The organism is Kaistia hirudinis, assembly GCF_014196455.1.
Lineage (GTDB): Bacteria > Pseudomonadota > Alphaproteobacteria > Rhizobiales > Kaistiaceae > Kaistia > Kaistia hirudinis.
This window is the reverse complement of the sequence record NZ_JACIDS010000006.1, coordinates 262,209-275,359: the sequence shown is the minus strand read 5'-3', so window position 1 is coordinate 275,359 and position 13,151 is coordinate 262,209. Positions and strand designations below refer to the sequence as shown.

Sequence of the window (13,151 nt, the reverse complement as noted above, 5' to 3'; positions counted from 1 at the left end):
CCCTCTGGGCCGGGACTCAGGAAGGAGGTCGAGTCACACCCGAAGCCGGAAAGTCAGACAATATATTGAAATATCGCGGAATTCTCCCGCGGACCCTGTCGCCAACTCGGAAACCAGTCGTCTCGAGCGGAGGCGGACGATGCGCAAATTATTGGAACGTTCCACAAGATTCGCGCGTCCCGCGGCGCGGGGTTATCCGCATCACACCAAAAGCGGCGGGTCGCTCTCGCCCGGCACGAGCGTCATCGGCCAGATGTCCTGTACGAGGCCGACGGGATAGAGGTCGCGATAGGCTGGCATGGTGGCGAGCAGCCCCGTGGCGAGGCGGCAGCCGAGATCGAAGAGGGAGACATCGAAGCAGGTCAGCGTCGGCGACAGGAAGCGCGCCTGCGGCGACTGGCGGAACCCGATCACGGCCACGTCGCGGCCGGCCTGCAGGCCGGCGTCGTGCAGGCGGCGATAGGCGCCGATCGCCATGATCTCGTTGACGAGCATCACCGCGCTCGGCCGCTCATCCAGGGCCAGCAGGCGGCCCATCGCGCCATAGCCCCCCTCCTCGCTGGTCTGGTCGGCGCGCACCACGAGATCGGGATCCGGGCGAATGCCGTGGCGGACGAGCGCCGCGTGATAGGCCTCGGCGAAGACATAGCCGAGATTGAGTTCGCTCGCCGGCTTGACGAGCCCGATGCGGCGGTGGCCGCGCGCCACCAGCCGATCGACGGCGGCGGTGGCGACGCCCTCGAAATCGAGATCGATCCAGGGATGCGAGCCGCCCGACAGGCTGCGGCCAAGCGCCATGAACGGGATCTCGCGCTCGATCAGATAGTCGATCCGCTGGTCGTGCCGCTGCGTCGCCGAGATGAACAGCCCATCGACGAAGCGGCGCGACACGACGCGGCGCAGATGCTCATAGGGGTCGTCGTCGAAGGGACAGAGCAGCACGACGAGATCGAGGTGATGCGCCTTGAACACCGACTGCACGCCGGCGAAGACGCTCATGAAGAACGTATCGCCATGCAGGCTGGTCTCGCTGTTCATCTCGATCATGAAGCCGATGGCGTTGGTCGTGCCCTGGCGGAGGCTGCGGCCGGACTGGTTCGGGACATAGCCGAACTTCGCAGCCGCCTCGAACACGCGCTTGCGCGTCTCGGGATTGACGTCGGAGCGCCCGTTCAGCGCCCGCGACACCGTCCCGATCGAGATATTCAGATGCTGCGCCAGCTCGCGAATGCTCACGCCGACTGCCCCTCACATGTTCTGGCCCGTGTTCTCGCCCGTGCGGATATAGGCGACGTTCCCCCTGCCATGCCAGCACGCGATTCCCAAACCGGCATGTCGGCACCCATCCTCCCCACATCCGCTCTCTTGACAAGCTTCGCACACTGATGTGTCATCGTAAACGTTTACGGCATCTTTGCAGCGCACCGAAAACGTTTGCGGCGCAGCAAATGAGGAAGGATGCCGTGGGGGAGGAGACGCCGATGCAACGCGCCGTTCTGGTCGGCTGCGGAGCGATGAGCCGTGCCTGGCTCGAAGCCGCACAGACCATCGATGGGCTTTCCGTGGTCGGGCTCGCCGATATCGACGCGGAGCGCGCCCGCGCTCGCGCCGCGGAATTCGGCCTCGCGGATGCCGCCATCGCCGACAGCCTCGACGCGCTCCTCGAAACGACCCGGCCCGACATCGTCTTCGACGTCACCGTTCCAAGCGCCCGGCATGCGATCGTGGCGAAGGCGCTCGCCGCCGGCTGCCATGTCCTGTCCGAGAAGCCGATGGGCACGAGCCTTGCGGAGGCGCGCGACCTGATCGCTCGCGCCGATGCTGCGGGGCGCCTCTTCGTCGTCATCCAGAACCGGCGCTATATCGAGGGCGTGCGCCGCATCGCCCGCGCGGTCGCGGACGGCCTCATCGGCGACATCACCTCACTCCATTGCGACTTCTTCCTCGCCCCGCATTTCGGGGGCTTTCGCGAGGAGATGGCGCATGTGCTGCTGCTCGACATGGCGATCCACACCTTCGACGCGGCCCGCCTGATGGCCGGCGCGGCGCCGACGGCCGTCTATTGCCGGGAATGGAACCCCACCGGTTCCTGGTACGAGCGCGATTCCTCGGCCGCCGCGATCTTCGAGATGGAGCGCGGTGTGGTCTTCACCTATCGCGGCTCGTGGTGCGCCGACGGGCTGATGACGAGCTGGGAAAGCCAGTGGCGCCTCATCGGCACGAAGGGCACGCTGCTCTGGGACGGCCATGACGGCGTCAGGATCGAGACTGCGAAGCCGGCCGGACCCGGCCAGTTCTTCTCCGAGGTGGCCGCTGCCGAGCTTCCTCCCCTCGCCCCGTCCGACCGAACGGGCGGCCACCTCGGAGTTCTGCAGGATTTCATCGCCGCCACGCGCGGCGGGCCGATCCCCGAGACGGTCGGCCGGGAGAACATCAAGAGCCTCGCCATGGTGTTCGGCGCCATCGAAAGCGCCGAGACCGGACGCCGCGTCGACATTTCGATCTGAAGGACCGCCTCGTGACCAACCCGCTCCTCGACATCCGCATCGGCACCATGATCAAGGGCAACGCGCCCGACCCGGCCGCCACCGTGCGGAAGATCCTGCCGCTCGGCTTTGAATCGATCGAGCCGTTCTTCTGGCAGACGATCGGCGACAAGGACATTCCGCGCCTCGCCGGGGAGCTGAAGGACGCGATCGGCGACGCCGACGTCGTCATCGATACGCTCGGCATGTTCGGCAACCCGCTCGAGACGACGGATCTGGACCGCCAGACGCTCGACGGCTGGAAGACGCTGATCGACAACGCCCATCTCTTCGGCGCCAAGACGATCGCCGGCTTTACGGGGCGCCTCCGCGGCCGCCCGCTGGAGGAGAGCCTGCCGCGCTATCGCGAGGTCTGGAGCGAGCTCGCCAAGCGCGCCGCCGACAAGGGCGTGCGCCTCGCCTTCGAAAATTGTGCCATGGACGGCAACTGGGCCACGGGCGACTGGAACATCGCGCATAATCCCGACGCCTGGGAGCTGATGTTCAACGAGACGCCGGACGACAATCTCGGCCTCGAATGGGAGCCGTGCCACCAGATGGTTTATCTGATCGATCCGGTGCCACAGATCCGCAAATGGGCGCCGAAATTCTTCCATGTGCACGGCAAGGATGCCACCATTCGCTGGGACGTGATCCGCGAGCACGGTATCTTCGGCAAATATCCCTTCGTCCAGATGCGCTCGCCCGGCTTTGGCGACAGCGACTGGACGCGCATCATCAGCGAACTGCGCCTCGCCGGATACCGGGGCACGATCGATATCGAAGGCTGGCACGACCCGGTCTATCGCGACGCGCTCGAGATGACGGGCCAGGTCCACGCCTTGAACTATCTGAAGGGCGCGCGCGGCGGCGCCGCCTTCGTGCCCGACCCCGCCTGAGGGCGGCGCGGCGCAGAGATTTCTGAGGCTGTCCCCACCGGAGGGAGGAGAACTTCCGGTGAGGACGGCGACGCAGGAAGGCCGGGACGCGCTCCGTTCCGGCATGCAGGGAGTTGCCGCGCCGATGACGGCCGGCAGTCATAACGAGGGAGGAACTCATGAAACTTGCTGGAACTGCCACGCGCTTCCGCGGCCTGATTCTCGGCGCCGCGGCGCTGGGTGCTCTGCTCGCCACCGGCGCCGTCACGACGGCCAGCGCGGAGGCCCTGCGCGACAATTGGTGCAAGGGCGTCAAGATCCGCTTCTTCGTCGGCGGCGCGGAGGGCGATGCCTTCGGCACGATCGTCTATAACGGCGCCAAGCAGGCGGCCGCCGATACGGGCGCCGATGTCGAATATGTCTTCTCCGGCTGGCAGCTCGAGAAGATGGTGCAGCAGCTGCGCGAGGCGATCGCCTCGGCGCCGGCCGGCATCGCCATGATGGGCCATCCCGGCCCGGCGGCGATCATGCCGCTCGCCGAACAGGCCGCGGCGGCCGGCATCAAGATGGAATACCAGAACGTCGACGTGCCGGATGTGCGCGCCAAGTTCGGCGGCGGCTATGTCGGCGCCAATCTGGATCCGCAGGGCCGCGCGCTCGGCGAGCAGGCGATCAAGCAGTTCGGCCTGAAGGCCGGCGATACGGCGCTGATCATTGCCGACTGGTCGCAGGAAAACCGCGTCATCCGCGAAGGCGCCACGGCGAAGGCGTTCGAGGATGCCGGCCTCAAGGTGGTGAAGCTCAACTCGACGCCGGAAATGGCTGGTGATCCCAACCTCGCGATCCCCGTGATCAGCGCCGGCCTGCTGGCCAATCCCGAAGCCAAGCTGATCGCCTATCCGGGCGGCCAGATGCTCGGCAATGCGCCGGTCTACATGCAGACCGTCGGCAAGAAGCCGGGCGAGATCGCCAATATCGGCTTCGACACTTCGCCGCAGATCGTCTCGGCGTTCAAGGATGGCTGGGTGCAGCTCACCTCGGACCAGCAGCCCTTCCTGCAGGGCTATATCCCGATCCTCAGCCTCTGCGGCCAGATCGTCTACGGCCTTGGCCCGCTCAATGTCGATACGGGCGCCGGCTTCGTGACGCCGGACAACTACAAGGCCGTGGCGGATCTCGCCACCGAGGGCCTGCGCTGATCACTCGACCCGGCGCGGCGAGACGGCGGTTCCGCCGCCTCGCCGCGTTCCCCATCCGGAAAGGGAGCATGACATGGGCGAGCGTCTGATCGAGCTTCGCGACATCAAGAAATCCTATGGCAACGTCTTCGCCGTCGGCGGCGTCTCGCTGCATGTCGACCGCGGCGAGGTCGTCGGACTGCTGGGCGACAATGGCGCCGGCAAGTCGACGCTGATCAAGATCCTCGCCGGCGCGGTACGGCCGAGCCACGGCCAGATCTTCGTGCGCGGCAAGGAGGTTCCCGGCTGGAGCCCGGCCCGCTCGCGCGACGCGGGCATCGAGACCGTGTTCCAGGATCGCGCGCTCGCCGTGCAGCAGACGATCGTGCGCAACATCTTCATGGGCCGCGAGATCACGACGGCCATGGGCTTTCTCGATGTCGCCAAGGAGCGGTCCGAAGCCGAGCGGCTGATGCGCGAGATCGGCTTCACCTCCAAGGTCTTTTCGCCCGATTCGATCGTCGGCCAGCTCTCCGGCGGCGAGCGCCAGGGCGTCGCCATTGCCCGCGCCATCTACAACAAGGCCGACCTCATCATTCTCGACGAACCGACGACGGCGCTGTCGCTGACCGAGACAGAAAAGGTGTTCCGCTTCGTGCGCACCGTTCGTGAGAGCGGCCGCTCGATCCTGTTCATCGGCCACAACATCCACCACGTCTTCGACATCGCCGAGCGCTTCATCGTGCTCGATCGCGGCCGCGTCGCGCTGGAGATCACCAAGGACGAGGCGAAGAGCGCCGAGAACCTGATCGCCTTCATGGAGCACATCGCCCATCCGAATGGGCCGAATCCGCTCGAGGCGATCCTCGCAGAACGCGCCGCCCACCGGCAGGGAGCACAGGCATGAGCAGCCTCAGTCAACCGCACAACGCCTCGATCAAGCCGAGCCCCTGGCGGAAATTCCTCCTCGGCAACCGTGCATCGCTCGGCACGCTGGCCGTGTTCGTGGTGATGATGCTGATCTTCTTCGCTTTCGCGCCGGGGATCTTCTCGCGCTGGCCGATCTATAATTCCGTGCTGCTGACGCTGCCGGTGGCGCTGTTCCTGGTCGTGCCGCTAGTCTTCATCGTGACGGTCGGAGAGATCGACCTCTCCTTCCCCGCGACGATGGGCTTCTCGGCCTGGATCTTCGCTCTGGCCGTGCAGGCCGGCTTCAATCCGTTCATCGGCATGATCGGCGCCATCCTCGTCGGCATGGGCCTCGGCTTCGGCGTCGGCGCGATCGTCGTCTATGCGGGCCTCTCCTCGCTCGTCGCGACGCTCGGCATGAACTTCCTGCTGCGCGGGCTGATCATGATCCCGACGGAAGGCAAGTCGATCTCGCTGCTCGGCCTCAACGATACCCTCGCCTACAAGCTGTTCTCGAGCTCGGTCGGCGGCTTCCCGATCCAGGTGGTCTGGGCGCTGATCTTCGTGATCATCTCGATCTTCCTCTACAACCGGCACCGCTTCGGCGTCCGCGTCCGCGCGGTCGGCGACAATCCCGACAGCGCCGCGCAGATGGGCATCGATACCAAACGGGTGCGGGTCGCCACCTTCGTGTTCATGGGGCTCGGGGCGGCATTGGCCGGCATCTTCTCCACCATGATCAATTTCACCTGGTGGCCCTCGTCCGGCGACGCCTATCTCCTGCCAACGCTCGCGGCCGTGTTCGTCGGCGGCACCCCGACCTGGGGCGGCGTCGGAACGGTGGCCGGCGGCGCGATGGGCGCGGTGATCGTCTCGTTCATCCAGACGGGCATCGTCGCCGGCGGTCTCTCCGGCTTCTATGTCCAGTTCTTCAACGGGCTGATCATCATCCTGTCGCTGCTCGGCCACCGCTGGAACCAGATCCGGTATCGCTGACGGCGCGCTTCAAGCGGCTGGCGCGGGGCCGGGAGCGTTTTCGAGCAGTGGTTCCCGGTTCGCGTGAAGAAAACGCGACCAAACAAAGAGAGTGAGCCGTTCAGCGATTCCATGAAGCGCTGAACGGCTCTAGCGCCGCACCAGCTTCGTCTCCACGCTGCCGACCGGCAGGCCGAGCGTGTAGATCGTCGCCTTGTTGAAGATCGCACGCGGACCCTCGCGCGAAATGCGATCCTCGAAATGCAGCGTCAGCTTCGAGCCGTCGCGCCGCGGCACGAGCACGTCATAGGTCATGGTGATCCGGCTGCCCTCGACCCTGACCACCGCCTCGCCGATCACGTCCTTGCGCGTGCCGGCATAGCGGCCCGGCCCCACGCGGCGAAAGCGCCAGACGCGCCGGTCGGTCTCGCCGTCGTCGAAGCGGAATTGCTGATCCAGAACGAAATAGCCGCCCGCCTGGCGCCCGCGCGTCGTGATGGTGAAGCCGCGGTCGAGCCCGATCAGCGCGCTGCGGAAACGGCCATGCCCGGTCGCCATGCCGGCGAAGGCATCGAGCGTCGGCTCTGGCTCGGCGAGGACAGGCGTCGCCCCGAGAACCCCGAGCATCAGGACGGCAATCAGCCTCGCCTTCATTCCGCATCCCCGCGCGCGGTGCATCGCCGCAAGGGAAACGTGCGCGGCGAAAAACGTCAAGCCGCGTTGGAGGCGGTCGCGCTGGCGGTCAGGACGGCGTACAGCGCGCTGGCGTCGCTGGAGGCGCGCAGCTTCGTGGCGAGGCCAGGCTCGCGCAGCAGGCGCGCGATACGGGCGAGCGCCTTCAGATGATCGGCGCCGGCGCTCTCGGGCGCCAGCAGCAGGAAGATCAGGTCGACCGGCTGGTCGTCCAGCGCGTCGAATTCGATCGGCTTGGCGAGGCGCGCGAACACGCCATGGATGCGCTTGAGGCCGGCGAGCTTGCCATGCGGAATGGCGATGCCATTGCCGACGCCGGTGGAGCCGAGGCGCTCGCGCTGCAGCAGCGTGTCGAAGATCTGGCGCTCGTCGAGTCCGGTCAGCGTCGCGGCCTTCTCGGCAAGCGCCTGCAGAGCCTGCTTCTTGCCATTGGCTTTCAACGCCGGAACGATCGCGTCCGGAGTGATCAGATCGCTAAGGTCCATGACTTGGTCCAGTACGCCTCGTTCATGCCGCTGATCCGAGACCCATCGACCCGCCGCGCGCTTTCCGGCGCACGGCGGGGCGACGATGTCGAGCTTAGGCGGAATCAGCGGTCGACGGAATCCCCCTTGCCGGCCGGGGCCGGATCGATCCACCCAATATTGCCGTCCTCACGGCGATAGACGATGTTCACGCCGCCATGACCGGCATGGCGAAACACCACCACGGGCGTATTGGCGAGATCCATCGCCATGACCGCGCCGGAGACCGACAGCGTCTTCAGGCGCTTCGATTCCTCGGCTATGACCATGGGCGCATAGTCGGACGGGATCTCGTCGTCCGCGTCGGGCGTCGCGGCCAGCACCACATGGCTCATCTCGGCCTCGGCAGCCGCACCATTGAGGCGCGCCTCGTGGCGATGATCCTTCAGGCGGCGCTTGTAGCGGCGCAGCTGCTTGTCCAGCCGCTCTGCGGCCTGCTCGAACGTCGGATAGATCTCATGGCCGCGGCCCTCGGCGTTCAGGTCGACGCCGCTGTCGAGATGCAGCGCGCAGTCGACGCGATAGCCCGCACCGTCGCGCTCCAGCACGACGCGGCCCGAAAAGCCGCCGTCGAAATACTTGCCGAGCGTCGCGCCGATGCGGCTCTCCACATGGGCGCGATAGGCCTCACTGATCTCGATGTTCTTGCCGGAAATGCGCAGAGACATGGATCCCGTACCTCTTGGTCGTCGTTACGATCCGAGACATCCCCGGAGGGACTGTCCCGTCGAGCGCGACACCAACCGGACCCGCCGGCCTCAATGCCGTTTCGACCCTGCGCCGCCGGTCAACCGACCGACGCTTCCGGGCCGTTCGCGCCGTTCAGCGCCGCGCCCTTCTATTGAGGGCCGCCTCCCAAGTCAAGGAAACGCCCCAATAGGAAGCTGGGCATCCGGCGCGAAGAAGGCAAGCCCTGTCTTGGGGAACCGCCTCAGCGCGACATGGCAGGGTCAGCCTGCTTCTCGCGGCGGCGCTGCACGGAGGAGGGAATGCGCAGGGCCTCCCGATATTTGGCGACCGTGCGGCGGGCAATGTCGATGCCCGAATCCCGCAAGAGCTTCACCAGCGTATCGTCCGAGAGAATGTCGTCGGCGCTCTCCGCGTCGATCAGCGAGCGGATCCTGTGGCGCACCGCCTCGGCGGAATGCGCCTCGCCGCCCTCCGAGGAGGCGATGGCGGAGGTGAAGAAATATTTGAGTTCGAAGATGCCGCGCGGCGTCGCCATATATTTGTTCGAAGTGACGCGCGAGACGGTCGATTCATGCATGCCGATCGCCTCGGCGATCGTCTTCAGATTGAGCGGCCGCAGATGCCGGACGCCATGCGTCAGGAAGCCGTCCTGCTGGCGCACGATCTCCGTCGCGACCTTCAGGATCGTCTTGGCGCGCTGGTCGAGGCTCTTCACCAGCCAGTTCGCCGTCTGCAGGCAGTCGGCGAGATAGGCCCGCTCCGTGTCCTTCGTCGACCGCACGACCTTGGCATAGTAGCTCTGGTTCACGAGCACGCGCGGCAGCGTGTCGGTGTTGAGCTCGATCAGCCAGCTGCCGTCGGGCGCCGGGCGCACGACGACATCGGGAACGATCGGCTGCATCGGCGCCGAGCCGAACCGCGCCCCGGGCTTGGGATTGAGCGCGCGCAATTCGCCGAGCATTTCGGCGAGATCCTCGTCATCCACGCCGCAGACCTTGCGCAGCGCGGCGAAGTCGCGCCGGGCCGCGAGATCGAGATGGCTGAGCAGCGCCGCCATGGGCGGATCGAAGCGGTTGCGCTCCTTGAGCTGGATGCCGAGGCATTCCGGCAGGTCGCGGGCGCAGATGCCGGTCGGCTCGAAGGTCTGCAGGATGGCGAGGACCGCCTCGACCTCCGCGACATCCGTGCCAAGCCGCTCCGCGATCGCGGCGAGGCTGCCGCGCATATAGCCGGCGGCATCGACCTCGTCGATCAGGGCGTAGCCGATCAGGCGCAGCCGCTCGTCGCGAATGGCGAGACCAAGCTGCTCGCCGAGCACGTCCGCGAGTGACTTCTCCTCCGCGACGAAGGCTTCGAGATTATAGTCGTCGCTGACCTGCGTCGTCCGCGTCCCGGTCATCGCCCAGGGATCGGCCGGCGGCATCGGCGCGGCTTCGCCGGCGGCATGGCCGTGATCATCGGGAAAGACGTTGGAAAGGTCGGTGTCGAGCCGTTCGGCGATCGAATCCGGCGACACTTCGAGCCGCGTCTCCAGCCAGTCCGGCCGGTCTTCGGCAACGTCGAGCGCGGTCGCCTGCTGCTCCGCCAGGTCCGACGCCTTCTCGGGCGGCGGGGCCGCCTCGCCGAGCTCGTCGCGCTCGTCCCGCTCGAGCAGCGGATTGCGCTCCAGCTCCGCATCGACATAGGAGACCAGATCGAGATTGGACAGCTGCAGCAGCTTGATGGCCTGCATCAGCTGCGGCGTCATCACCAGCGACTGGGTCTGCCGGAACTCGAGCTTTGGCGAAAGGGACATGAATACGCGGCCGGGGCTCTACGATTGGTCCAGGAATTGCTTGTCGCACTTCCTTGGTATCGCATGCCGCCGGACGATCAAAGGGTAAATTGCTCGCCGAGGTAAAGCCGGCGCACTTCCGGGCTCGACACGATGTCGTGCGGGCGGCCCTCCATGAGGACCTCGCCGGAATGAATGATGTAGGCGCGGTCGATCAGGCCGAGCGTTTCGCGCACATTGTGGTCGGTGATCAGCACGCCGATGCCGCGGGCCGTCAAGTGACGCACCAGCGCCTGGATATCGCCGACCGCGATCGGATCGATGCCGGCGAAGGGCTCGTCGAGCAGCATGAAGGCCGGCCGGCTCGCAAGGGCGCGCGCGATCTCGCAGCGCCGACGCTCGCCGCCCGACAGCGCGATCGCGGGCGACTTGCGCAGATGCGAGATGTGGAACTCCTCCAGCAGCGAATCGAGCTCCTCCTCGCGCTTGGCGTGGTCCGGCTCGACCACCTCCAGCACGGCGCGGATGTTCTGCTCGACCGTGAGGCCGCGGAAGATGGACGTTTCCTGCGGCAGGTAACCGATTCCGAGGCGCGCCCGCCGATACATCGGCAGGTTCGTGACGTCGTGGCCGTCGAGCTCGATCCGGCCTTTGTCGGCCTGAACGAGCCCGGTGATCATGTAGAAAATCGTCGTCTTGCCTGCGCCGTTCGGGCCGAGCAGGCCGACGGCCTCGCCGCGCGCGACGGCCAGCGACGCCGAATAGACCACGCGGCGGCGGCGATAGCTCTTTCCGAGCCCGCGCGCGATCAGCCAGCCGGGCCCGCCCGCGTCGGGCGCGTATCGGGTGACCGGCGCCTCGTCCTCGCCGTCGAGCACGGCGTCGCCGCCGTTCTTCCCGGCAGACAATCCCGACATGTCAGTGTCCTCTCGCTTGCCGGCGCCGGATCAAAAGGCTGCGCGTCACGGCTTCTTCGCCGCGCCGGCCGCCTCGGGCGTGCCGGGGGCACCGGGCGTCGAGCCCGGCGTGAAGACGCCGCGGATGCGCGAGCCCTTCTTCTGCTCGATCCGCGCACGGCCGCTATCCATGTCCCAGACGAGCCGATCGCCGGCGATGACGTTGGGTCCCTGGCTCAGCACGACATTGCCGTCGAGCGTCACCTGGCGGCCCACCATGTCGACGACGGCGGCATCGCCGGTCGCGGTCTGGTCGCCTGAATTCACATAGACCTTGCCGGTCGCCTCGATGCGCGTGAAGCTGCCCGCGCCGGGAAGGCCGGCATCGGCGCCCGGCAACTTGGCGGCCGCCATCTTGGCCGCTGCGGCGGCCTTGGGGTCCTTCTTGGCATCAGCCGAATAGATCGTGATCTTGCCGGCCTTCAGCACCGAGTCGCCGCGGGTGACCGTGACATTGCCGCTGAAGGTGGAGATGGTCTGGCCATCCTTCTGCGACACCTCGAGCGAGTCGGACTCGACATTGACCGGGCCGCTCGAGTCGGACTTGAAGCCCTTGAACATCTCACCGGTCGTCTGTGCTGCCGCGGGCAGCACGAAAAGAGGTGCGGCGATTAGGAGGGCGGGAAGGAGGCGCAAGGTCGACTTCTTTCGCATAGTGGGTTCACCGCTGGGGCTCGGCCGCGTCAGGCTTCGATTCGTCAGGTACAGCATAGGTTACATGCACCGGGCCGGTGAAGGTAATCCACTCGCCCTTGTCTTCGACATACACGCCATTGGCGCGGATCAGACTGCCCTGGGAGCTGAACTCGATCGGCTTATTGGTCGACATCGAGCCGGCCTTCATGTCGATATCGGCGGATTCGAGCGAGCCCTTGATTCCCGTGGTCGTCGCTATGGTGATCTTGTCATTCAGCTCGATGCGCTGCGAATCCGCGTGGAATATGCCGGATTTCGCGTTGATCTTCGCCGTCTCGCCATTCCCGAAACCGAGCGTGGCGTTGATGTTATGCAGCGTGACGACTTTGGTGTCCTGCAACTGCTGCTCCGCCCGGTCGGCCCGCACCTCATAGGTACGCCCGCCACTCAGATAGCCCGAGACATGCGGATCCTGCATCACGATCGAATTGCTATTCACGTCGATCGAGGATGCTGAAATGTCCGAGGGCAGTTGCGGCAGGACATAGGCAATGACGATGAAGGCCACGACGCCGAGCACGCTGATAATGGGCAGTGCATAGCGCAGCACGCGGACGATGCGGCTGTGGCGACGCGCGGATGCGTAGCGACGTGCGATGTCGGCGCGCGTCTCGGCGAGCCACGCGTCATTCTCGTAAGCGTTCTGCGGGTCGTCCAAAGAGGCCATCGACACTCCGGATACGGTGGCGCAGTGAACCTACACGATTGCGGAGAATTCGCGACTCCGCGCTCAGGAATGCGCGAATATGTCTTCTTCGGCCCAGCCGGCGAGATCGAGCGCCGCCCGCGTCGGCAGGAAGCGGAAGCAAGAATCGGCAAGACCGATGCGGCCCTCGCGTGCGAGGCGCTCATCCAGCCGGTTCTTCAGCGCGTGAAGATGCAGCACGTCGGAGGCGGCATAGGACAGCTGCGCATCCGTCAGCGTCTCGGCCGCCCAATCGGAGCTCTGCTGCTGCTTGGAAAGATCGACGTCGAGCAGTTCCTTGACGAGATCCTTGAGGCCGTGCCGGTCCGTATAGGTGCGGGTCAGGCGCGAGGCGATCTTGGTGCAATAGACTGGCGCGACGGTCACGCCGAAGGTCTTGGCCAGCACCGCGACATCGAAGCGGGCGAAATGGAAGATCTTGACCACGGACGGATCGGTCAGCAGCCGCACGAGATTGGGCGCCGTCGTCTGGCCGGGCGCGATCTGGACAACATCCGCCGTCCCGTCGCCGGGGGAAAGCTGGACGACGCAGAGCCGATCGCGATGCGGGTTGAGCCCGAGCGTCTCCGTATCGATCGCAACCGAGCTCTGATAGCGCGACAAGTCGGGCAGGTCGCCGCGGTGCAGGCGGATCGTCATGGGCTCGG

Annotated in this window: 14 protein-coding genes; 5 read left to right on the top strand and 9 right to left on the bottom strand. The window is 66.2% G+C overall.

The window, feature by feature from the left end; translation table 11 throughout:
- Positions 1–201: 201 nt before the first annotated feature.
- Positions 202–1,236: a substrate-binding domain-containing protein gene (locus GGR25_RS22850; RefSeq protein ID WP_183401191.1), complete on the bottom strand. Its 1,035-nt coding sequence runs from the start codon at positions 1,234–1,236 to the stop codon at positions 202–204.
- 245 nt (positions 1,237–1,481) lie between these two features.
- On the opposite strand from GGR25_RS22850, the gene GGR25_RS22845 reads away from it, so the two are divergent.
- The 5 genes from GGR25_RS22845 (at position 1,482) to GGR25_RS22825 (ending at position 6,486) form a co-directional block, all read left to right on the top strand.
- Positions 1,482–2,507, top strand: coding sequence for a Gfo/Idh/MocA family protein (locus tag GGR25_RS22845; protein WP_183401190.1), 1,026 nt, complete (start codon positions 1,482–1,484; stop codon positions 2,505–2,507).
- 47 nt (positions 2,508–2,554) lie between these two features.
- The gene (locus GGR25_RS22840) at positions 2,555–3,424 is read left to right on the top strand and encodes a sugar phosphate isomerase/epimerase family protein (protein ID WP_210300081.1); all 870 of its coding nucleotides are present in this window, start codon (positions 2,555–2,557) and stop codon (positions 3,422–3,424) included.
- Between the two features lie 158 nt (positions 3,425–3,582).
- Complete coding sequence (locus GGR25_RS22835) at positions 3,583–4,602, top strand: substrate-binding domain-containing protein (RefSeq protein WP_183401188.1); 1,020 nt, start codon at positions 3,583–3,585, stop codon at positions 4,600–4,602.
- Positions 4,603–4,675: 73 nt separating this feature from the next.
- Positions 4,676–5,488: an ATP-binding cassette domain-containing protein gene (locus GGR25_RS22830; protein ID WP_183401187.1), complete on the top strand. Its 813-nt coding sequence runs from the start codon at positions 4,676–4,678 to the stop codon at positions 5,486–5,488.
- Positions 5,485–6,486: an ABC transporter permease gene (locus GGR25_RS22825; RefSeq protein ID WP_183401186.1), complete on the top strand. Its 1,002-nt coding sequence runs from the start codon at positions 5,485–5,487 to the stop codon at positions 6,484–6,486. The genes GGR25_RS22830 and GGR25_RS22825 overlap by 4 nt, the downstream gene beginning before the upstream one ends.
- A gap of 129 nt (positions 6,487–6,615) precedes the next feature.
- On the opposite strand, the gene GGR25_RS22820 is transcribed toward GGR25_RS22825, so the two are convergent.
- The 8 genes from GGR25_RS22820 to GGR25_RS22785 all read right to left on the bottom strand — a co-directional run bounded on the left by GGR25_RS22820 (position 6,616) and on the right by GGR25_RS22785 (position 13,143).
- A complete protein-coding gene (locus GGR25_RS22820; protein WP_183401185.1) occupies positions 6,616–7,119 on the bottom strand; it encodes a DUF3833 family protein in 504 nt (167 codons plus the stop codon).
- A gap of 56 nt (positions 7,120–7,175) precedes the next feature.
- Complete coding sequence (gene ptsN, locus GGR25_RS22815) at positions 7,176–7,643, bottom strand: PTS IIA-like nitrogen regulatory protein PtsN (protein ID WP_183401184.1); 468 nt, start codon at positions 7,641–7,643, stop codon at positions 7,176–7,178.
- A 104-nt stretch (positions 7,644–7,747) separates the two neighbouring features.
- A complete protein-coding gene (gene hpf / locus GGR25_RS22810) occupies positions 7,748–8,350 on the bottom strand; it encodes a ribosome hibernation-promoting factor, HPF/YfiA family (RefSeq protein WP_183401183.1) in 603 nt (200 codons plus the stop codon).
- Between the two features lie 263 nt (positions 8,351–8,613).
- Complete coding sequence (rpoN, locus tag GGR25_RS22805; RefSeq protein WP_183401182.1) at positions 8,614–10,167, bottom strand: RNA polymerase factor sigma-54; 1,554 nt, start codon at positions 10,165–10,167, stop codon at positions 8,614–8,616.
- A gap of 77 nt (positions 10,168–10,244) precedes the next feature.
- Entirely contained in the window at positions 10,245–11,063 is an 819-nt protein-coding gene (lptB, locus tag GGR25_RS22800; protein WP_246410196.1) for an LPS export ABC transporter ATP-binding protein, read from the bottom strand.
- 45 nt (positions 11,064–11,108) lie between these two features.
- On the bottom strand, positions 11,109–11,738 hold the full coding sequence (locus tag GGR25_RS22795; RefSeq protein WP_183401181.1) for an LptA/OstA family protein: 630 nt from the start codon (positions 11,736–11,738) through the stop codon (positions 11,109–11,111).
- A gap of 25 nt (positions 11,739–11,763) precedes the next feature.
- Complete coding sequence (gene lptC / locus GGR25_RS22790; RefSeq protein ID WP_183401180.1) at positions 11,764–12,465, bottom strand: LPS export ABC transporter periplasmic protein LptC; 702 nt, start codon at positions 12,463–12,465, stop codon at positions 11,764–11,766.
- Positions 12,466–12,528: 63 nt separating this feature from the next.
- Positions 12,529–13,143, bottom strand: coding sequence for a ribonuclease D (locus GGR25_RS22785; RefSeq protein WP_183401179.1), 615 nt, complete (start codon positions 13,141–13,143; stop codon positions 12,529–12,531).
- Between the last annotated feature and the right edge of the window lie 8 nt (positions 13,144–13,151).

Excerpts from the sequence above, each read along its gene's own strand:
- GGR25_RS22845 (WP_183401190.1), top strand. The coding sequence starts at position 1,482 with ATGCAACGCGCCGTTCTGGTCGGCTGCGGAGCGATGAGCCGTGCCTGG.
- GGR25_RS22840 (WP_210300081.1), top strand. The coding sequence starts at position 2,555 with ATGATCAAGGGCAACGCGCCCGACCCGGCCGCCACCGTGCGGAAGATC.
- GGR25_RS22835 (WP_183401188.1), top strand. The coding sequence starts at position 3,583 with ATGAAACTTGCTGGAACTGCCACGCGCTTCCGCGGCCTGATTCTCGGC.
- GGR25_RS22830 (WP_183401187.1), top strand. The coding sequence starts at position 4,676 with ATGGGCGAGCGTCTGATCGAGCTTCGCGACATCAAGAAATCCTATGGC.
- GGR25_RS22825 (WP_183401186.1), top strand. The coding sequence starts at position 5,485 with ATGAGCAGCCTCAGTCAACCGCACAACGCCTCGATCAAGCCGAGCCCC.
- GGR25_RS22820 (WP_183401185.1), bottom strand. The coding sequence starts at position 7,119 with ATGAAGGCGAGGCTGATTGCCGTCCTGATGCTCGGGGTTCTCGGGGCG.
- ptsN (WP_183401184.1), bottom strand. The coding sequence starts at position 7,643 with ATGGACCTTAGCGATCTGATCACTCCGGACGCGATCGTTCCGGCGTTG.
- hpf (WP_183401183.1), bottom strand. The coding sequence starts at position 8,350 with ATGTCTCTGCGCATTTCCGGCAAGAACATCGAGATCAGTGAGGCCTAT.
- rpoN (WP_183401182.1), bottom strand. The coding sequence starts at position 10,167 with ATGTCCCTTTCGCCAAAGCTCGAGTTCCGGCAGACCCAGTCGCTGGTG.
- lptB (WP_246410196.1), bottom strand. The coding sequence starts at position 11,063 with ATGTCGGGATTGTCTGCCGGGAAGAACGGCGGCGACGCCGTGCTCGAC.
- lptC (WP_183401180.1), bottom strand. The coding sequence starts at position 12,465 with ATGGCCTCTTTGGACGACCCGCAGAACGCTTACGAGAATGACGCGTGG.
- GGR25_RS22785 (WP_183401179.1), bottom strand. The coding sequence starts at position 13,143 with ATGACGATCCGCCTGCACCGCGGCGACCTGCCCGACTTGTCGCGCTAT.